Below are 18,735 nucleotides of genomic sequence, written 5' to 3'. Positions count from 1 at the left end.
TTTAGTGTTTTTTAACCTGTTTTAATTCTAATAAATTGGTAGCATTGATTCCTAATCCTTTAACCTCTTTTCTGGTAAAACGTACTACTTCATCATAGAACATAGGTACAATTGGTGCTGAAGCCATGATTAAAGAATCCATTTTGGTGTATAACTGCTCTCTTTTTGTAATGTCAGTTTCAAGATATGCAGATTCATACATGGTATCAAACAAATCACTTTTAAAATGTGTGTAATTAGGACCATTTGGTGCAAAATTTTTGCTGTAATAAAGTGAAAGGTAATTTTCAGCATCAGGATAATCTGCAACCCAACTGGCTCTAAAAAAGTCTAACTGACCATTAGCCTTGGCATCTTTTAAGCTCGAAGCTGGTATAACGTCCACATTAACAGTTAGACCTGTTTTTTGTATTTCGCGCTGAATAAATTCGCAAAAGCTTAAATAGTTACTTGTTGTAGTTAAAGTCACTTCAGGATTGTCTATTCCTGTTGCTTCCTTAAATTCTAATACTAGTTGTTTGGCTAATTCTGGTTGATAAGTGTAGCCAATGGTGTCATCAAAACCTGGTAAACCTTTTGGTATAAAACCACCTTTTGCGGGTATACCAATGCCATTTCGTAGATAGGTCATCATCTTATGGCGATCAAAACCTATGTTTATAGCTTTTCTCAGTTTTATAGCCTGAATTTCAGAAACCTCAGTTTCCATAAAAAATGCTAAATATTCAGTATTGAGATAAGGGCCTCGTATCATATTTACCTCATTGGCATAAAGTGCTCTTAACTTTCCGTTAGATGTTAAAATTTCATCTTTATAGGATGCATCTAAGCCAGATACAAAATCAATATTGCCTTGAGCAAATTGTAAAAATTCACTTTGTTTATCTGGTAAAAATGTTATGGCAATCGCTTCTAGATAAGGTAATTGCTGTCCTATAGAGTCTGTTTCAAAATAATGATCATTTCTTCTAAAGACGAGTTTTAGATTTTCCTCCCATCGCTTAAATGTAAATGGACCTGTACCAATTGGGTTAGATCTAAAGTCATTTCCATAATGTTCTACAATCTCTTTTGGTACAACAGAGCAATATTTCATTGTTAGTAAACCTAAAAATGCTGGAAAAGGTTGTTTTAATTTTATTTGAAATATAGAATCATTAATGGCAGAAAAGCTTTCCACCTTATTAAGTACCCAACTACCAGGAGACGCAATAGACTGATCTTTTAAACGATTGAGGCTGTATTCAAAATCCGAAGCTTTTACTGATCTAGTAGAATCATTACCAAATAAATGATGTTTGTGAAAAAACACATCTTTTCTAAGGCTAAATGTATAGGTTTTAGCGCTATCAGTAATCGTCCAGTTTTTGGCAATACAAGGTTTAACATTGAGTTGGTCATCCATTTGCACCAAACCATTAAACAATTGGTGCGTCGCCCAAATGTCTGCTATATCTTTAGAGAAGGCTGGATCTAGTGAGCCAATGTTTTTGTGCTCATTGTATTTAAAAACGAGATGGTCTTTGTTAGACTTATTTTTAGAATTACAAGACAGAATAATTAAAGCTATTGCACAATATGGTATCCTACTGAATAAGAATTTGGTGAGTTTTAGCATATAACTATAATGTTGTAAATTTGCAGCCACAAAATTTATAAGATTCTTTTTTAGCCTTGATTTAAGTGCTAAAGGTAAATTTAAAAAAATCCTGAAACAAGTTCAGAATAACAAAACATGAATTCTAAAAAAGTTGCATTCTATACTTTGGGTTGTAAGCTCAACTTCTCTGAGACTTCTACAATTGCTAGAAGTTTTAAAGACGAGGGTTTTCAGCGTGTAGACTTTAAAGACAATGCGGATATTTATGTTATTAATACATGTTCTGTTACAGAAAATGCAGATAAGCGTTTTAAATCTATTGTAAAGCAAGCACAAAAAGTAAATCCGGATGCATTTGTGGCTGCCATTGGGTGTTATGCACAATTAAAACCAGAAGAGTTAGCAGATGTCAACGGTGTAGATTTGGTTTTGGGTGCTACTGAGAAGTTTAAAATTACAGATTATCTCAACGATTTAACCAAAAATGACTTCGGAGAAGTACATAGTTGCGAAATTGAAGAAGCTGACTTTTATGTTGGTAGTTATTCTATAGGTGATAGAACGCGTGCATTTTTAAAAGTACAAGATGGTTGCGATTACAAATGTACCTATTGCACAATTCCATTAGCCAGAGGTATTTCTCGTAGTGACACTATGGAAAATGTGATTAAGAATGCTAAAGAAATTGCGGAGCAAGACATAAGAGAAATTGTGCTTACAGGTGTTAATATTGGTGATTATGGTAAAGGTGAATTTGGGAATAAAAAACACGAACATACTTTTTTAGATCTAGTTACTGAATTAGATAAGGTTGAAGGAATTGAACGTCTCAGAATCTCATCTATAGAACCCAATTTATTAAAAAATGAAACTATTGATTTGGTTTCAAAGTCGAGAGCGTTTGTACCGCATTTTCATGTGCCTTTGCAGAGTGGAAGTAATGATATACTGAAAAAGATGAAACGTCGCTACATGAAAGAATTGTATGTAGATCGTGTGTTTAAAATAAAAGAAGTAATGCCTCATGCTTGTATTGGTGTGGATGTCATAGTTGGTTTTCCTGGTGAAACAGATGAACATTTTTTAGAAACCTATAATTTCTTAAATGAACTCGATATATCTTATTTACATGTCTTTACATATTCTGAACGCGATAATACAGAAGCGGCAGAAATGGAAGGTGTAGTTTATAAAAATGTACGAGCAAAACGTAGCAAAATGCTGAGAGGTTTGTCTGCTAAAAAGCGTCGTGCTTTCTATGAAAATCAATTAGGTACAGAAAGAACTGTTTTGTTTGAAGGTGAAAATAAAGAAGGATATATACACGGTTTTACAGAAAACTATGTAAAGGTTAAGACTCCTTGGAATCCTGAGTTGATCAATACGCTTCATAAAGTTAATCTTACTAAAATTGATGAAGATGGTTTGGTAAGGTTTGATTTTGTTAAAGCTTTGGTCTCATAAATAAATACTTATATACTTTATATTTTTTTTGAGAAAACTATATTTTTATAACCTTTCCCACTCACTACAAAGTTTAATTCTCCTACGTTTTTAAAATCGTTTTTTTCATAGAATCGTATGGCTCTTTTGTTTTTTATATAAACCGTAAGCCACATTTCGTCTGATTTTAATGTTTTAGCTTGCTCTTCAACAAAAGTGAGTAATTGTTTTCCAATTTTTAAGGGTATAAAATCATTTAAGAGGAATATTCTTTCTAATCGACAACTATTTTGAACTGTAATATTTTCGTTTGTAGCATTAACAATTAATTTAGCATAGCCTGCAGGAAAATCGTCAACGTAGATAATATAGAAGTGTTGATTAGAATCCATAATAAGCTGTTTTGTTTTGGCAATTGAAAAATTCTCATCAAGATATTTTAGTACATCATTTTTATCTTCTATATAGTGACCATGGGATTCTGACCAAGTTAATCTGCCTAAAAGTGCTAAAACCTCTACATCTTTTATGGAAGCTATTTTTATTTTAATCATTATTAGTCTTATATTTTCGTAATCTTTTAATGTGATAACCATGCAAAAGCACTGCAATTGTGCATCCGACAATTATAGGTGTAGCACTAATTAGTACACCATATAAAATATAACCCATATTTGCAATAAGTGATATTACCCTTAATTTATATTCTCCTTTTGTTGACATTGAATATAAATTAATCACTAACGCTCCGTAACCAATGCAATCAATTAAAAATGGACTCATATATTATCTTTTTTGTGGTTGAATATTTTTAAATCGATCCGAATTTAGTTTAGCTTTCTCCAAATCTTTTGGTTTAAATATTTGTTTTGTAGAGGCAGGAAATTTTTCAAATTCTTTTTGTGGTCTTATAGGTCGTGGTACAAAATTTCCTGAACAACTGGGGCAAACATTTTCAAAAATGTCTAAAGCGCATGTTTTACAGTAGGTGCACTCAAAAGAGCAGATCATAGCTTCGGTAGAAGTATTTGGTAAATCTTTGTTGCAGTGTTCGCAATTTGGTCTAATGTCTAACATATGTAATACTTTACGTTTAGGATTGCTTATTTAAAAAACTGATATTACAAATATAGAAAGCATTTATTTGTTTTTGGTTTATAATCGAATTAATTAATTTATATTTGAATTCGATTATGTCAAATATTAGTTAAATAAGTTTTTATTGTAAATGGATGTGTTAGATAGAAAAATATTAGAAATGCTTCAAATCAACGCTCGAGAAAGCTTTGCTAAAATAGGTAAAGAGGTAGGTTTATCTGCTCCTGCTATTGGTAAACGTGTAAGACAATTAGAAGAAGATGGTATTATAGAAGGTTATGCATTAAGAGTTAATCATGAAAAATTAGGAGTAGAGACAAAGGCATATATAACGTTAGTAATGCATCAAGGATTAACTGGGACATCGGATGTTTTAGATAGAATACGTGCTATGGAAGAGGTGCAGAGCTGTGATAGAATTACTGGTGACGATTGTATATGTGTTTTAGGTTATTTTAAAAATAACAGGCACCTTATAGCTTTTCTCGAAAAGATGTCTCAATATGGATCTACAAAGACAAGTATTATCTTAGAAGTATAGGAATATGTATGTATATAGTTACTTCTTTGTGATTTATCTTATGAAATTATATTTCAAAAAACTATAAATAAAAAAATCCGATGCTTTAAAGAACAACGGATTTTTTTATTTAATTTTTTTAAAGATTAGATACGAATACCAACTGGTAGCATACGTTTATACTTTCTGTTTCGTCTTACGAATTTAGCAATTTCAGGACTTGTAGGTACCACACTAATATTTCGTTCTTTGATATTGCTAAATACTAAGTCAATGAAATCTAATTCAAATTCATCAGTTCTAATAGCATCAGGAATTATCATTTTAGTTAAAAATATCTTACGCTCTTGCAAAGAATATTCTATAATTGCCATGTCGTTTTCAACCTTTAATTCAAATTGACGGAGAAATTCATTGTCAATCAATTCAGCTGTTTCAGTCATAATTTCTTTAATTTAAGATTAGCGGTTGGCGTGTAGATACTATATTTTCTATAGTTTTGCTGTGCAAAGGTACAAAAAATACATGTAAGTTTTAGTTTTACAGTGTTAAAACCTTAAATTATAATCAATTAAGACACTTCTATTAAAGAGATTTATACCTATGGATGTAGAAATCACAAATGTATATTTAATGCCAGGCATGGCAGCTAACCCAACTATATTCGAATATATAAAACTACCAGAGTCGCATTACAATATTCATTGGTTAGAATGGCAAATTCCCGACAAAGATGAAACTCTGCAAGCATATGCAAAACGTATGTGTAATTTTATTAAGCACGATAATGTTGTTTTACTGGGTGTATCCTTCGGTGGCATTTTGGTTCAAGAAATGAGTAAATACATTAAATTAAAGAAGCTAATTGTCGTTTCTAGCGTAAAATCACATCATGAGTTGCCTAAACGATTCAAACTTCTTAAAATTACAAAAGCTTATAAGATATTACCAACTCAGTTGGTGAGTAATATAGATCTTTTGGCTAAATATGCTTTTGGTGAAACCATAAAAAAGCGTGTAGATTTGTATAAAAAGTATCTTTCTGTAAGTGATAAAACATATTTAGATTGGGCTATAAAGCAGGTTGTATGTTGGGATCAAGAAGAACCAAATCCAGAGGCTATATATATTCACGGAGATAAGGACATGGTTTTTCCGCATTCTTGTGGCGGAGAATGCCTAGTTATTAAAAATGGTTCGCATATAATGATTATCAATAAGTATAAATGGTTTAACGAAAATTTACCAAAACTAATTGAAGCCTAAATTTGTATAATTCAATAGTTTTTCTAAATTGTAAAAAAAATAAAGCCATGCAAATCTTAAAAAACACTTTAGCCGCAATAGGATTGGTCTGCGTATCCGGACTTTTTATCTTTTCTATGCAAAAAGCGCCAGCAGATGAAAATGCAACTTCAGACGCTAACCTTGGAAAAGAAAAACCTTTAATAAACGATTATAATGTTTACGCATTAGAAATGCCTGAAGGATTAAATTTTGCTGGGGAATTAGTGCCAATAGAGAATCCAGATATCTATGAGCGTATGGATAAAGAATTATTGGTTAACACCTATTGGCAATCTAACGGGTTATTAATGTTTAAGCGTGCGCAAAAGTACTTTCCTATAATAGAACCAATTCTTAAAAAAAATGGAGTACCTGATGATTTTAAGTATTTAGCTGTTATTGAGAGTGGATTAGTTCAAACTGCAAAATCGCCTGCAGGAGCAAGTGGTGTTTGGCAAATTATGAAAGCAACCGGAAGAGAAAATGGTTTAGAAATAAATACAAATGTTGACGAACGTTACAATTTAGAAAAAGCTACGGAAGTGGCATGTGATTATTTAAAAAAGGCAAAAGACAATTTAGGTTCATGGACAGCAGCTGCAGCAGCATATAACGCTGGTAATGCAGGTGTTTCTAGACGTTTTAAAGAGCAAGGTGTTTCAGATTACTATGATTTATTATTAGGTGAAGAAACGGGACGCTATGTATTTAGAATTGTAGCTTTAAAAGAAATATTATCTCATCCAGATAAGTATGGTTTTAACTTTAATAAAACCGATTTGTACAAACAAGTACCTACAAACAGTGTTGAAGTAGATACAGCAGTCACTAATTTTGCACAGTTTGCAAAACGCTTTGGTATTAATTATAAGATTTTAAAATTGCATAATCCTTGGTTAAGAGAAAACCATCTAAATAATAAGTCCAGAAAATTATATAAAATAGAGATACCAAAAGAGGGCTATTACAATACTAAACCTTAATATTTGGATTTTGTAAAAAACTATATTTGGCAAATACTGCTAGGGCTAAATTATATTTTAGCCCTTTTTGCTGTTTTTACAATTTTATTAAAAAAAATAAACCCAACAAAAACCTTAAGTTATATTATAGTTTTGTTGGTTTTTCCTTTTGTAGGCTTATTAGTCTATTATTTGTTTGGACAAGAATATAGAAAATCTAAAATTTTTGACAGAAAAAAAGTTCTTAACCAATCAGTTGTTAAGCGAATAAAGGATGAACTAGAATTAGATTCTAAGACAATTAAAGAAGTTGATGATATTTTACATGAAAAATCGAAACTAATTCCTCTTTTATACAATAGTGAAAACTCTAAATTAACTATTAATAATGCCGTAAGGCTTATTAAAAATGGTGATGAAAAATTTAAATTATTACTAGAAGACTTAAAAAATGCCAATCACCATATACATCTTGAATATTTTATAATTAAAGATGATAAAATAGGAACAGAAGTTTTAAATCTGTTATGTGATAAAGCTAAAGATGGAGTAGAGGTAAGAATTATTATAGATGATGTAGGTAGTTCTATTACATCAAAAATGAAGCGAAAAATTAAGGAAAGCGGTATAGAAATGTTCTCCTTTATGCCAGTATTGTTTTCGAAGTTTACTGGGCAGATGAATTATCGAGACCATCGTAAAATAGTTGTTATTGACGGACAAATAGGTTACGTAGGAGGAATAAACATTTCAGATGCTTATGTAAATTCTAATAATGATAAATATTGGAGAGATACACATATAAGAATTGTTGGGGAAGCTTTAAAATCACTTCAAATATTGTTTTTTTCAACATGGGATTTTGTTAGCGACTCGCACTTAAAGATTTCAAAAAAATACTTTCCAGATCATGATTGCAAAGAAAGTGTTCCATTACAAATTGCAGCAAGCGGTCCAGATACAGATTGGTCTAATATAATGGAGGCCTTTTTTTTAGCTATAACTAATGCCGAAAATTATATATATATCACAACACCATATTTTATTCCAAATGACGAGATTGTAACAGCTTTACAAGTCGCAGCCAGAAGTAACATAAAAGTAAAGATTATTGTTCCCAAAAAATCAGACTCTTGGATTGCAGAGTATGCCACAAATTCTTATTTAGAACAATTATTAGAGGCAGGTGTTGAGGTTTACCATTATACTAAAGGTTTTGTACATGCTAAAACTATGGTAATTGATGGAGTCTTTGGTACAGTTGGCACAGCTAATATGGATTATAGAAGCTTTAATATTAACTTTGAAATTAATGCACTTATTTATAACGAAGATTTTTCAACGAGTCTAAATAAACTGTTTGAAGATGATATTAAAAGCTCTGAGAAGTTAGAGTACCAATCTTGGAAAAATAGATCTAAAAGGACAAAAATTATAGAAGCCTTAGCTAGATTACTAGCGCCACTTTTATAAAATTATCTTCTACTTCTGCGGTTTTGCCTAGAAGAGGTTGGTTGACCATATTGCTGCTTTGGTATAGAAGCTTTTTTCATTTGTTGCTTCATCATTTTAATTTGGTCAGCAAGCATATCTCTTTTGTCGAGCTTATCAGCTTCAGCTAATAATTTTTGAGCTTCTTGCTTACGACGCTTAGAAAAAGCAATTCCAGCCAAGTTCAATTTAGCCATCGCTAAATCATGATCCATTGATAAACCAAGATCAATAGCTTTTTTAAAGTATTTTTCGGCTTCATTCATATTGGTTTGTGAAACCATGATACCATTAAGATAATTTAAATACCCTTGTTGTTTCTTTACTAAGGCGCCTTCAGGATTTTTAATCTTATCTAACCACTTTTTAGCACCCGGAAAATCTTGTTTTCTAAGTTTTAAAAAGGCTAATAATATCAGTTCATTCTTAAAGTATAAGAAGATAAAAATTGTAGAAAGTAAGATATACATAATGCCATTACCAATTTCACCTTCAGTAAATTGATAGATACCAAAAGCAATGATTAATACAGCAATGACTAGTTTTATATTTTTATTGAACATATTGTTGTTTATTTTTTGCAGTTCGCAAAGGTAATAAAAACAATTAAAAATTTTTTCTTTTTGCTACTTGCTAAAGTAAAAACTTGTTGTATATTTGCACGCAGTTTTGAGATAGCTCATAACATTTAAAAAGATTATTCAGATTTTAAATAAATAGGACATGCCAAAAAGAACGTTTCAACCGTCGAAAAGAAAGAGAAAAAACAAGCACGGTTTTAGAGAGAGAATGGCTTCTGTTAACGGAAGAAAGGTTTTAGCACGTAGAAGAGCTAAAGGAAGAAAGAAATTGTCTGTATCATCTGAAGCAAGACATAAAAGATAATGATTAACAATTGTTAATAATATTAGGGCGTTACTTAGGTGTAACGCCTTTTTTTGTATCCTATTGATAACTATTTTTGCACACCATAATATTTATTACTCATGCCAAAAAACAAAAACATTAAATCTATTTTACTTATCGGCTCTGGCCCGATTATCATTGGTCAAGCTTGTGAATTTGACTATTCAGGATCTCAAGCATTACGCTCATTAAGAGAAGATGGAATAGAAACAATTCTTATAAATTCTAATCCTGCTACAATAATGACAGATCCTACAATGGCGGATCATGTTTATTTATTGCCATTGACTACAAAATCTTTAATTAAAATTTTAAAAGAACATCCGCAGATTGATGCTGTTTTACCAACTATGGGAGGGCAAACGGCTTTGAACCTATGTATTGAAGCAGATGAAAAAGGAATTTGGAAAGATTTTGGAGTAGAGATAATTGGTGTAGATATTGATGCAATAAACATTACAGAAGATAGAGAAAAATTCAGAGAGTTAATGTTAAAAATTGGTGTTGGTATGGCACCACAGGCAACAGCAACATCTTTCTTAAAAGGAAAGGAAATAGCTCAAGAATTTGGCTTTCCATTATGTATTAGAGCATCGTTTACCTTAGGTGGTGCTGGAGCTTCTATAGTATATGATGAAGAAGAATTTGATGAATCCTTAACCAGAGGACTAGAAATTTCGCCAATCCACGAAGTAATGATTGATAAAGCATTACTAGGTTGGAAGGAATATGAATTAGAACTACTTAGAGATAAAAACGATAATGTAGTTATTATATGTACAATTGAAAATATGGACCCTATGGGTATCCATACTGGAGATTCTATTACAGTAGCACCAGCAATGACTTTATCAGATAAAACTCAGCAAAAAATGCGAGATATGGCAATCCATATGATGCGTAGTATTGGTGATTTTGCAGGTGGTTGTAACGTTCAGTTTGCTGTAAGTCCGGATGAAGAAGAGGATATTATTGCCATTGAAATTAATCCAAGAGTATCGCGTTCTTCGGCATTAGCTAGTAAAGCAACAGGTTATCCTATTGCAAAAGTAGCAGCTAAATTGGCATTGGGTTATAATTTAGATGAGTTAAGCAATCAGATTACAAAATCTACATCAGCATTATTTGAGCCAACCTTAGATTATGTTATCGTTAAAATACCACGTTGGAATTTCGATAAATTTGAAGGGTCTGATCGTACATTAGGACTGCAGATGAAAGCTGTTGGTGAGGTAATGGCAATTGGTCGTTCGTTTCAGGAAGCACTGCATAAAGCAACACAGTCTTTAGAAATAAAACGAAACGGTCTTGGTGCTGATGGTAAAGGGTATAAAGATTACGATACTGTAATTGAGAAGTTAACTAAAGCAAGTTGGGATCGTGTATTTGTTATCTATGATGCTATCGCTATGGGAATTCCATTAAGTCGCATCCATGAGATTACAAAAATTGATATGTGGTATTTAAGACAATATGAAGAATTGTTTCAAATTGAAAAAGAAATTTCTACATATAAAATAGATACTATTGAACGCGAGTTGCTTTTAGAAGCTAAACAAAAAGGCTATGGTGATAGACAAATAGCGCACATGTTGGGCTGTTTAGAAAGTGAAGTTCATAAAAAGCGAAGTGATTTTAAAATAAATCGTGTTTTTAAGCTAGTAGATACATGTGCAGCTGAATTTAAGGCGCAGACACCATATTATTATTCAACCTTCGAAAATGAAGTGGAAACTGCAGATGGACAAGTTTCTGTGCATAATGAAAGTGTTGTAACTGATAAGAAGAAAATAATCGTTTTAGGTTCTGGTCCAAATAGAATTGGTCAAGGTATTGAGTTCGATTACTGTTGTGTTCATGGTGTATTAGCTGCTGCAGAATGTGGTTATGAAACTATAATGATTAACTGTAATCCAGAAACAGTTTCTACAGATTTTGATATTGCAGATAAACTTTATTTTGAACCTGTGTTCTGGGAACATATCTACGATATTATTCAACACGAAAAACCAGAAGGAGTAATCGTTCAATTAGGAGGACAAACGGCCTTAAAACTTGCTGAAAAATTAGAGAAATGGGGAGTTAAAATAATGGGAACCAGTTTTAAATCTCTAGATTTGGCTGAAGATAGAGGAAGTTTCTCTAATATATTAAAAGAAAACAATATTCCTTATCCAGAATTTGACGTTGCAGAATCTGCAGATGAAGCTTTGGCTATTGCGGATGTTTTAGATTTTCCAATATTAGTAAGACCTTCTTATGTACTCGGAGGACAAGGGATGAAAATTGTAATTAACAAGCAAGAATTAGAGTCTCATGTTATTGATTTATTAAAATCTATTCCTGGAAATAAATTGTTATTAGATCATTATTTAGATGGAGCTATTGAAGCAGAAGCAGATGCAATATGCGATGCAGATGGTAATGTGTACATTATAGGTATTATGGAGCATATTGAGCCTTGTGGTATTCACTCTGGTGATAGTAATGCAACACTACCGCCATTTAACTTAGGGGAGTTTGTTATGCAACAAATTACCGACCACACACATACTATTGCTAGAGCATTAAATACAGTAGGTTTAATAAATATACAATTTGCTATAAAGGACGATACAGTTTACATCATTGAAGCAAACCCTAGAGCATCACGAACAGTGCCGTTTATTGCAAAAGCTTATAAAGAACCTTATGTAAATTATGCGACTAAAGTAATGTTAGGTGAGAAAAAAGTTACTGATTTTAACTTTAATCCGCAGTTAGAAGGTTATGCTATAAAACAGCCAGTATTTTCGTTTAATAAGTTCCCAAATGTGAATAAGAAACTTGGGCCAGAAATGAAGAGTACTGGTGAAAGTATATTGTTTATTGATAGCTTAAAAGATGACGAATTTTACGATTTATATTCGAGACGTAAGATGTATTTAAGTAAATAATGGCACACTTTTCGATGAAATACATAGTAAATTGATTAATAATCATTAACTTAGCTATTGATTAAAGCCCTACTTATATGAAAACAAAATTACTTTTATTACTATTTTTTGTTTCTGCATTTTCGTTTGCTCAGCTAGCTACTGACCAAAAAGAAGAATTTACAATTTCGCCAAATCCATCAAAAAATAAGCTTAATATTAAGTTGTCTAGTGAAAAAGATGATTTAAAAATTGAAGTTTTTGATGTATTAGGAAAGCGAGTATATAAAGGAGAAATTTCGAAATTAGAATCTTCAATTAATGTTGCAAATTGGAAAAGCGGAGTATATTTAGTAAGGGTATTTAATGATAAAACCACACAAACTAAAAGATTTATTAAGCAATAACTTAATTTTTAAAATAAATTTAAAGCCATTACTGTAATTAGTGATGGCTTTTTTATTTAAAGTTAATTTTAACACGATGATTTTTTAATTGTTCTAAATGTTGATCTAAATTTTTATAAAGATTCTCTAAATCTTCACTTCGTTTACTATCACTTTCTTTTCTTATTATAGATTTAATAAACCGCTTTGCAGCCAATTTATTGGTTAATATTAAACCTGGAACAGTCACTGTTTTACCATCTTCACCTATAGCGACCATAGTAAAGTAAGACGAATTGCAATGTTTTACTTTACCTGTCCTAATATTTTCAGATTCTACTCTTATACCAACAACCATAGATGATTTGCCAACATAGTTAACAGATGCCTTCATGGTTACTAATTCGCCAACTTCAATAGGGTTTAGGAAGTTTACCTTATTTACAGAAGCAGTCACACAATAACTTCGTGAGTGTTTAGATGCGCATGCAAATGCAATATTATCCATTAAACTTAAAATATAACCTCCATGTATTTTTCCACCAAAATTGGCATGAGAGGGTTTCATTAGTTCTGAAATTTGGATTCTAGAATCTTCTGTTGTTCTATACATAATTTCTAAGATATAAGTAAATAAGACTAATTAGTATGGCTATACCAAAGCTAATTAGTGTACCAATTAAGATGTATTCGGTAAGTTTTCTTTCTTTAGAAGCTGTTAAATCACCAAATCTAAACACTGATTTTGCAGTAATTAAAAATCCTACAGCTTCCCAATGACTAGTCGCTATAAATATAAAGACCAATAGACGCTCTAATACACCTATGTATTTTCCTGCGTCTTTAAGCGATTCATTGTTTTTCGTTAGTTTAGAAATATTCCATTTAGAAAAAATAGTTTTCATAATAATGGAAGTAGGTGTAGTTAAAAAGCCAATACTAATAAGTAATAATAGAAAATGTGTATTTAAAGTAAAAGTAAATTCTATGTCACCTTTAAAAAATAATAGAGCTAAGACTATTAGGGTAATAAAATGCATTAACTGATCTATAAAAAAGTAAAAGCGTTTTGTCTTTTTCTTTTGTAAAGTAAGTTTTAAAGCATCAATAATAAGATGCAAAGCGCCAATACTTATTATGAGCAGTGTATAAGACAAATCCCAAACTATTAAAAACATTAAAGCTATATGAATCGTAACATGCACATATAGCCATATAGATTTTAGCTTTTTCTTTTCTTTGTCTTTAACCCATTTTTGAGGTTGTAAAAAGAAATCACCAATAAGATGAGCTAAAATAAGTTTTAAGAGTAATGCAGTCATAGTTGCGCAATTTTTTCTCTATAAAGAGTGTCTAATTCTAATATTTCATCTAAATATGCACGTTTTTGGCGTTTACTTACCGCGTCTTGACTTATACCGATAAGTTTAGCTAATTCTACTTGGATCATTTGAGGATGCTCTAGTGTTAGTTTTACAACCTCAGCCGAGTTAACAGTCCAGTTGTCCATAGCAATTAGTGCAAGTCTAAAATAAAGATTAATTTCTTTATTAATAACTTCGTTGCTGGTTTTTAGTTTAAGGTTTTGTTTTTCTTTTTTTAGAGTTTCAAATGTTTCACCCGAAAATATAAAAGCTTCACCATTAGATTCGCTTACTGAATCTCCGTGATAATCTTTTGTGCCAATACCAATGGACATGCGTACATCTAGACCTTTTATAGATTTTAAAAATGCTTTTATATATACAGTAGTTCTAAAACTATCTTTGATATCACTACACTCTAATTGAAAACTATCACCTCTGTATATATCGTAAAAAGATGCATCTGTGGTAAGTTTAGATAAAGCTAATTTTAACGGTGTTAGCCATAAATCTTCATTGAATGCTTTACGAGATTTTATAATATCACCTGTAATTATACTAGTCATCATACTTGTATTTAATACAAATATATGCCTTTTTAATGGAATAAAGAAAATTATTCCTTTTTTATGGAATATTTTATATTATGCTCTTTTTATGGAATAACAAAAAAACTGTAACTTTATTTTATGTCCTTTGTGTGTGTTTTTTTACGAATACCATGTTCTATTTCTGCAGTATAAAATAGACCAATAAAAAGAAGAAGAATTCCAAATAGTCCGCACATTACAGTAATAAAAATATTAAGGTCATCTTGATTAGTTATTTTATAATCTGTAAAAAGAAATATAAGGCAAAGACAAATTAAGCTAATTCCAAAAATTAATATTCTGGCATATACAAATCTCAGTGTCCATTTATAGATAGTATTTATAACTTTTTTATTCAATATCTTCTGAAGCTCTTTTAATAATACTCTCAGGAAGGGCTTTCTTGGCTTTGGCACCCATTTTCTTAATCTTTTCGACACGACTAATTAAATTCCCTTTGCCCTCAACCAATTTGTTCATCGCTGCAGAATAATCCGTTTTAGCAGCATCAATCTTTTTGCCAACACCAGTTAAGTCGGTTACTAAACCTTCAAACTTATCGTACAACGCTCCTGCTTGTTTAGCAATTTCAATAGCATTTTGTTGCTGTTTTTCATTATTCCACATGGTATCAATTGTGCGTAGTGTAGCTAAAAGGGTAGAAGGAGTAACGATAACTATGTTTTGTTCAAAAGCTTTATTGTATAAAGAGTTGTCTTCATTTATTGCTACAGCAAAAGCTGGTTCTATAGGAATAAACATCAATACAAAATCGGGTGATTCTATATCATATAAATCTTGATAGTTTTTAGCAGACAATTGATCGACGTGTTTTTTAATAGAATTTACATGTGCCTTTAAAAACAGAGCTCTTTGGTCGTCGTCTGCATTAACCATGCGTTCATAATCGGTTAAAGACACTTTAGAATCAATAATCATCTTTTTGTTGTCAGGTAGATGCAGTACCACATCTGGCATAACACGAGATCCATCTTCGCGCTGAAAATTCTGCTGTACAAAATACTCTCTATCTTTCTCTAAACCAGATTTTTCTAAAACACGTTCTAAGACTAGTTCTCCCCAATTTCCTTGCATTTTACTGTCACCTTTTAACGCTCTTGTAAGATTAGTGGCTTCTAATGCCATTTGTTGGTTGAGATCTTTTAAACCTAATAACTGTTCTTTTAAAGCTGAGTGCATACTAATACTTTCCTTCTGAGTATCTTCAACTTTTTTCTCGAAGGTTTTAATCTTTTCTTCAAGCGGGTTTAAAATATTCTTGATGTTTTCTTTATTCTGAAGCGTAAATTTTTCAGACTTTTCATCTAAAATTTTAGAAGCCATCAACTCAAAATCCTTTCTAAGCTGTTCTTGTTGTTTGGCTAATTCTTCATCGCGTTTAAGATTCTGTTGTTGTAGGTTTTCAAATTCAGAATTACGTCTAGAAAGTTCGGTATTCAAAAAATCTTTTTCTCTACGTATCTCTTCGCGTTCCGATTCAATTTTTTCAACCGTTTGCTTTAGTTCACTGATGTTATTATTAAGTTGAAGTTGGCGTTCTTCAAGTGTACTTTTATCACTTTTACTTTTAAGTTGCGCAAACTTAAGCCCAATAAAAGCGCCTATGCCAGCAGAAATAATGATAGCTATAAATAGAATGAGTGTCTCGTTCATTAAATGAAATAAAATTTAACCAAAGATAAGTATTTTGTGATACAGAGTGAAGAGAAGAATTTACTTAAAAGTAGATTCATTTCACATTATAGACTTTGATTAAATTTTATTTTAATTTTTGAATTGTTTTTCAAAAATCTGTAAAACTAAAAATAAGGGTTAATAATTGATTAAGCTATTCTTGCACTCTACTTAGCTTCCTTTATATAGCCCCAGCCAAGTAATTGTTTATTGATAATTTCTAAAATACCATCAGGTACCGAACGGACTCCAATAACTAATTGGGAGTCTTCAATGTTATTATAATTTAAGGATGCTTGGCAAACCACAAAATCTACATTTTTATGCTTTGCAAGTGCTGCCATATCTTCTGAAACAGTTGACTCTTCTTTAACAACCATTTTGTATGCTCCACTATACATTACCATCTCAAATTGTGAATTTGGATAGGCTTCAGACATCAGTTTTATGTGTCTTATGGCAGATTCATGTACCTTGGTGTCACTACTTGTAACATCAAATACAATTTTAACTGGTTTTTCTTGAGCAAAAATCATAGTGCTGAATAAGCACACTAACATTAAATTTAATATTGTCTTCATAAAATTTTTATTTAAAAATTAATTATTCTCCAGCAAAGATGTAGCCACAGCCATTTTCTTGTGCTCTGCCAAGTGCCCAAACTCCTGATGGAACTGGTTGAATTCCTGGAAGAATACCACTTACCCAGTCTTCGTATACTTCAGCAGGATCCAAATTCATTTGCTGAGCTACAGCATTACTATAAACCTTTGTTGCTAAGTCGCACGCACAAAACATAGCACCACGTTCTTGTAATCGTTTAATTCCATCTATAATTGGTAATGGAAAATCTCCATCTTTAGGCTCGTAATATGGATTTCTAAGCGATGGTTTACCTGTAGAATTATCAGTTACATTAAACACTACTCCAAGGTTGTACTTTTTCCATAATCTATCTTCGAGAGCTAAGCCTAGAGCACTATGCCTTAAAACAGTCATTGCAGTCATATCTTTATCTGCTGTACCTGTTTCATTATTTGATAGATAATAGGCCCAGTTCCAAATAATCGGGAAACCATCATGTGGTGTAGATCCGTCATATACTATTCGGTGACTTCCTTTAATTTTTTTAAACCACTTTTCTGAATCATTAAATTCTATTTCAATGGCCTTTGCGGATTTAGCGTAAATAGGATTTGTAAGTACACCTAATGTACTTGCAGTAGCGCCTAATGCAAGAGCTCCAATAAATTTACGTCTAGAGTTTTTGTTTTTTGTTTTCATATTATTTGGTTTTAATCATGTTATATTTTTGCTCATAAAAAGCCATAATCGGTTGAAAGGGACCTAGTTGATGTTGTGTCACTGAAAATGAATCTATATATGGTGGATATGGTGTAGATACAGGTTTTCTGGTGAGATCCGGAAAATCATATTCTGAATTAGGTTTCGAAGGTCGTTTTTGACGATTTATATAACCTGCAACATCGTAAGCTTCTTCATCAGTTAATTTGGGAGCTTCATAAGTGGTGCCATAAGGCATATTGGCTTTTATAAATTGTGCAGCTGTAATTACGCGTGTCATTCCTGCTCCATTATTATAAGAATCTTCACCCCAAAGTGGTGGATATTTATAAGTGTAGCTGCCTAAAGTTCTGACTCCCTGCCCATTTTTACCATGACAGACAATACAATTTAACTCAAAAACTTGTTGTCCTTTTTTTAAATCAACAGCTCTATCTGGTATTTGTATTTTTACAAACCCTTGCCCAGTTACTTTTCCGTCTTCAGGAGAAAATCGGCTTAACCATGTGAGGTAAGCAACAATAGCTTTCATTTCTTTTGAATTAGGAGGCATCGTTCTGCCATTAAGACTTCGCTCCATACAACCGTTAATACGTTTTTCAATACTTCCTATTTTATTTTCTCTACCTCTATACTGAGGAAATCTATTTATAATACCAATTAGTGGTGCAGAGTAAGGTTTTGTGCCAGATTGTAAGTGACAATTATTACAGGCTAACCTATTGCCCGAATAAGCTAAATTTGAATCTTCGTTTTCGGGACCGATATATTTTGGTGTTTGGATAAAAAGTTGATGCCCAAATTTTATAGCTTCATTTTCTTTAGAATTATCTAATAAAGAAACATCATACTGAGATGAAATAGGGCCGAGTGAAATTTCATAAGGAGAAATTGTATCTTTTGAAAAAACATTAAAATAATACAGTAAAATAAATAACCCAACTAGTACCATTAAGCTAGAAGTGACAACGATTTGGTTAAGTATTTTTTTTATTAAAATTAAAATATCATCTTCCATAATATATGGTGCTTATTAAGCACAAAACATTTGATTTATTATTAATCATATGCAGTTATTATAGGGAGTTTTTAGGGGAATTTCTGCCAGTGTGAGACAAATGTATTAGTGATAGTTAAAGAAGTATTGCACAATTGTTTCAAAAGAATGAAACA

General features: G+C 31.6%; 21 protein-coding genes. 8 read left to right on the top strand and 13 right to left on the bottom strand.

Going from position 1 to position 18,735, the window contains the following annotated elements:
• Position 1: 1 nt before the first annotated feature.
• Positions 2-1,618, bottom strand: a complete 1,617-nt coding sequence (locus H8K90_RS12135) for an ABC transporter substrate-binding protein (protein WP_186846256.1) — start codon at positions 1,616-1,618, stop codon at positions 2-4.
• A gap of 117 nt (positions 1,619-1,735) precedes the next feature.
• Between H8K90_RS12135 and mtaB the strand changes: the two genes are divergently transcribed.
• Complete coding sequence (gene mtaB / locus H8K90_RS12130; protein WP_186846255.1) at positions 1,736-3,064, top strand: tRNA (N(6)-L-threonylcarbamoyladenosine(37)-C(2))-methylthiotransferase MtaB; 1,329 nt, start codon at positions 1,736-1,738, stop codon at positions 3,062-3,064.
• A gap of 17 nt (positions 3,065-3,081) precedes the next feature.
• On the opposite strand, the gene H8K90_RS12125 is transcribed toward mtaB, so the two are convergent.
• From H8K90_RS12125 to H8K90_RS12115, 3 genes are read right to left on the bottom strand one after another with little or no spacing between them, the layout of a single operon-like run.
• A complete protein-coding gene (locus H8K90_RS12125) occupies positions 3,082-3,597 on the bottom strand; it encodes a GNAT family N-acetyltransferase (RefSeq protein ID WP_186846254.1) in 516 nt (171 codons plus the stop codon).
• Complete coding sequence (locus tag H8K90_RS12120; protein ID WP_186846253.1) at positions 3,590-3,826, bottom strand: hypothetical protein; 237 nt, start codon at positions 3,824-3,826, stop codon at positions 3,590-3,592. The genes H8K90_RS12125 and H8K90_RS12120 overlap by 8 nt, the downstream gene beginning before the upstream one ends.
• Before the next feature lie 3 nt (positions 3,827-3,829).
• Positions 3,830-4,120 carry a DUF1272 domain-containing protein gene (locus H8K90_RS12115; RefSeq protein WP_186846252.1) on the bottom strand — a complete coding sequence of 97 codons (291 nt, stop codon included), beginning with the start codon at positions 4,118-4,120 and terminating at the stop codon, positions 3,830-3,832.
• Positions 4,121-4,271: 151 nt separating this feature from the next.
• On the opposite strand from H8K90_RS12115, the gene H8K90_RS12110 reads away from it, so the two are divergent.
• On the top strand, positions 4,272-4,682 hold the full coding sequence (locus H8K90_RS12110; protein WP_261799353.1) for an Lrp/AsnC family transcriptional regulator: 411 nt from the start codon (positions 4,272-4,274) through the stop codon (positions 4,680-4,682).
• Positions 4,683-4,807: 125 nt separating this feature from the next.
• On the opposite strand, the gene H8K90_RS12105 is transcribed toward H8K90_RS12110, so the two are convergent.
• Positions 4,808-5,104, bottom strand: coding sequence for an N-acetyltransferase (locus H8K90_RS12105; protein ID WP_186846251.1), 297 nt, complete (start codon positions 5,102-5,104; stop codon positions 4,808-4,810).
• Between the two features lie 160 nt (positions 5,105-5,264).
• On the opposite strand from H8K90_RS12105, the gene H8K90_RS12100 reads away from it, so the two are divergent.
• Genes H8K90_RS12100 through cls form a run of 3 tightly spaced genes read left to right on the top strand, consistent with a single transcriptional unit; the run spans position 5,265 to position 8,383 of the window.
• Complete coding sequence (locus tag H8K90_RS12100) at positions 5,265-5,927, top strand: alpha/beta hydrolase family protein (protein WP_186846250.1); 663 nt, start codon at positions 5,265-5,267, stop codon at positions 5,925-5,927.
• Between the two features lie 47 nt (positions 5,928-5,974).
• Positions 5,975-6,931, top strand: a complete 957-nt coding sequence (locus H8K90_RS12095; protein ID WP_186846249.1) for a lytic transglycosylase domain-containing protein — start codon at positions 5,975-5,977, stop codon at positions 6,929-6,931.
• A gap of 3 nt (positions 6,932-6,934) precedes the next feature.
• The gene (cls, locus tag H8K90_RS12090; protein WP_186846248.1) at positions 6,935-8,383 is read left to right on the top strand and encodes a cardiolipin synthase; all 1,449 of its coding nucleotides are present in this window, start codon (positions 6,935-6,937) and stop codon (positions 8,381-8,383) included.
• A gap of 2 nt (positions 8,384-8,385) precedes the next feature.
• On the opposite strand, the gene H8K90_RS12085 is transcribed toward cls, so the two are convergent.
• A complete protein-coding gene (locus H8K90_RS12085) occupies positions 8,386-8,964 on the bottom strand; it encodes a tetratricopeptide repeat protein (protein WP_186846247.1) in 579 nt (192 codons plus the stop codon).
• 160 nt (positions 8,965-9,124) lie between these two features.
• Between H8K90_RS12085 and rpmH the strand changes: the two genes are divergently transcribed.
• The 3 genes from rpmH (at position 9,125) to H8K90_RS12070 (ending at position 12,629) form a co-directional block, all read left to right on the top strand.
• Positions 9,125-9,286: a 50S ribosomal protein L34 gene (gene rpmH / locus H8K90_RS12080; protein ID WP_186846246.1), complete on the top strand. Its 162-nt coding sequence runs from the start codon at positions 9,125-9,127 to the stop codon at positions 9,284-9,286.
• Positions 9,287-9,387: 101 nt separating this feature from the next.
• Complete coding sequence (gene carB / locus H8K90_RS12075; protein ID WP_186846245.1) at positions 9,388-12,243, top strand: carbamoyl-phosphate synthase large subunit; 2,856 nt, start codon at positions 9,388-9,390, stop codon at positions 12,241-12,243.
• Positions 12,244-12,320: 77 nt separating this feature from the next.
• Entirely contained in the window at positions 12,321-12,629 is a 309-nt protein-coding gene (locus tag H8K90_RS12070) for a T9SS type A sorting domain-containing protein (RefSeq protein WP_186846244.1), read from the top strand.
• Between the two features lie 52 nt (positions 12,630-12,681).
• On the opposite strand, the gene H8K90_RS12065 is transcribed toward H8K90_RS12070, so the two are convergent.
• The 7 genes from H8K90_RS12065 to H8K90_RS12035 form a co-directional block, all read right to left on the bottom strand.
• A complete protein-coding gene (locus H8K90_RS12065) occupies positions 12,682-13,221 on the bottom strand; it encodes an acyl-CoA thioesterase (RefSeq protein WP_186846243.1) in 540 nt (179 codons plus the stop codon).
• Entirely contained in the window at positions 13,214-13,930 is a 717-nt protein-coding gene (locus tag H8K90_RS12060; RefSeq protein ID WP_186846242.1) for a DUF3307 domain-containing protein, read from the bottom strand. The genes H8K90_RS12065 and H8K90_RS12060 overlap by 8 nt, the downstream gene beginning before the upstream one ends.
• Positions 13,927-14,541 (bottom strand): HMG-box domain-containing protein, encoded by a 615-nt coding sequence (locus H8K90_RS12055; RefSeq protein ID WP_246457725.1) that lies wholly within the window; start codon positions 14,539-14,541, stop codon positions 13,927-13,929. The genes H8K90_RS12060 and H8K90_RS12055 overlap by 4 nt, the downstream gene beginning before the upstream one ends.
• Before the next feature lie 372 nt (positions 14,542-14,913).
• Positions 14,914-16,236 carry a DNA recombination protein RmuC gene (gene rmuC / locus H8K90_RS12050; protein ID WP_186846241.1) on the bottom strand — a complete coding sequence of 441 codons (1,323 nt, stop codon included), beginning with the start codon at positions 16,234-16,236 and terminating at the stop codon, positions 14,914-14,916.
• Positions 16,237-16,424: 188 nt separating this feature from the next.
• Positions 16,425-16,838, bottom strand: coding sequence for a DsrE family protein (locus tag H8K90_RS12045; protein WP_186846240.1), 414 nt, complete (start codon positions 16,836-16,838; stop codon positions 16,425-16,427).
• A 22-nt stretch (positions 16,839-16,860) separates the two neighbouring features.
• Entirely contained in the window at positions 16,861-17,541 is a 681-nt protein-coding gene (locus tag H8K90_RS12040; protein WP_186846239.1) for a Tat (twin-arginine translocation) pathway signal sequence containing protein, read from the bottom strand.
• 1 nt (position 17,542) lies between these two features.
• Positions 17,543-18,580, bottom strand: coding sequence for a c-type cytochrome (locus tag H8K90_RS12035; protein ID WP_186846238.1), 1,038 nt, complete (start codon positions 18,578-18,580; stop codon positions 17,543-17,545).
• Between the last annotated feature and the right edge of the window lie 155 nt (positions 18,581-18,735).

Origin of the sequence: Winogradskyella echinorum (genome assembly GCF_014297365.1) — a bacterium.
In the GTDB taxonomy this organism is placed as follows: Bacteria; Bacteroidota; Bacteroidia; order Flavobacteriales; family Flavobacteriaceae; genus Winogradskyella; species Winogradskyella echinorum.
Note: the sequence above shows the minus strand (reverse complement) of the source record. Positions and strands in the feature narration are given on the sequence as shown.

Excerpts from the sequence above, each read along its gene's own strand:
- H8K90_RS12135 (WP_186846256.1), bottom strand. The coding sequence starts at position 1,618 with ATGCTAAAACTCACCAAATTCTTATTCAGTAGGATACCATATTGTGCA.
- mtaB (WP_186846255.1), top strand. The coding sequence starts at position 1,736 with ATGAATTCTAAAAAAGTTGCATTCTATACTTTGGGTTGTAAGCTCAAC.
- H8K90_RS12125 (WP_186846254.1), bottom strand. The coding sequence starts at position 3,597 with ATGATTAAAATAAAAATAGCTTCCATAAAAGATGTAGAGGTTTTAGCA.
- H8K90_RS12120 (WP_186846253.1), bottom strand. The coding sequence starts at position 3,826 with ATGAGTCCATTTTTAATTGATTGCATTGGTTACGGAGCGTTAGTGATT.
- H8K90_RS12115 (WP_186846252.1), bottom strand. The coding sequence starts at position 4,120 with ATGTTAGACATTAGACCAAATTGCGAACACTGCAACAAAGATTTACCA.
- H8K90_RS12110 (WP_261799353.1), top strand. The coding sequence starts at position 4,272 with ATGGATGTGTTAGATAGAAAAATATTAGAAATGCTTCAAATCAACGCT.
- H8K90_RS12105 (WP_186846251.1), bottom strand. The coding sequence starts at position 5,104 with ATGACTGAAACAGCTGAATTGATTGACAATGAATTTCTCCGTCAATTT.
- H8K90_RS12100 (WP_186846250.1), top strand. The coding sequence starts at position 5,265 with ATGGATGTAGAAATCACAAATGTATATTTAATGCCAGGCATGGCAGCT.
- H8K90_RS12095 (WP_186846249.1), top strand. The coding sequence starts at position 5,975 with ATGCAAATCTTAAAAAACACTTTAGCCGCAATAGGATTGGTCTGCGTA.
- H8K90_RS12085 (WP_186846247.1), bottom strand. The coding sequence starts at position 8,964 with ATGTTCAATAAAAATATAAAACTAGTCATTGCTGTATTAATCATTGCT.
- rpmH (WP_186846246.1), top strand. The coding sequence starts at position 9,125 with ATGCCAAAAAGAACGTTTCAACCGTCGAAAAGAAAGAGAAAAAACAAG.
- carB (WP_186846245.1), top strand. The coding sequence starts at position 9,388 with ATGCCAAAAAACAAAAACATTAAATCTATTTTACTTATCGGCTCTGGC.
- H8K90_RS12070 (WP_186846244.1), top strand. The coding sequence starts at position 12,321 with ATGAAAACAAAATTACTTTTATTACTATTTTTTGTTTCTGCATTTTCG.
- H8K90_RS12065 (WP_186846243.1), bottom strand. The coding sequence starts at position 13,221 with ATGTATAGAACAACAGAAGATTCTAGAATCCAAATTTCAGAACTAATG.
- H8K90_RS12060 (WP_186846242.1), bottom strand. The coding sequence starts at position 13,930 with ATGACTGCATTACTCTTAAAACTTATTTTAGCTCATCTTATTGGTGAT.
- H8K90_RS12055 (WP_246457725.1), bottom strand. The coding sequence starts at position 14,541 with ATGATGACTAGTATAATTACAGGTGATATTATAAAATCTCGTAAAGCA.
- rmuC (WP_186846241.1), bottom strand. The coding sequence starts at position 16,236 with ATGAACGAGACACTCATTCTATTTATAGCTATCATTATTTCTGCTGGC.
- H8K90_RS12045 (WP_186846240.1), bottom strand. The coding sequence starts at position 16,838 with ATGAAGACAATATTAAATTTAATGTTAGTGTGCTTATTCAGCACTATG.
- H8K90_RS12040 (WP_186846239.1), bottom strand. The coding sequence starts at position 17,541 with ATGAAAACAAAAAACAAAAACTCTAGACGTAAATTTATTGGAGCTCTT.
- H8K90_RS12035 (WP_186846238.1), bottom strand. The coding sequence starts at position 18,580 with ATGGAAGATGATATTTTAATTTTAATAAAAAAAATACTTAACCAAATC.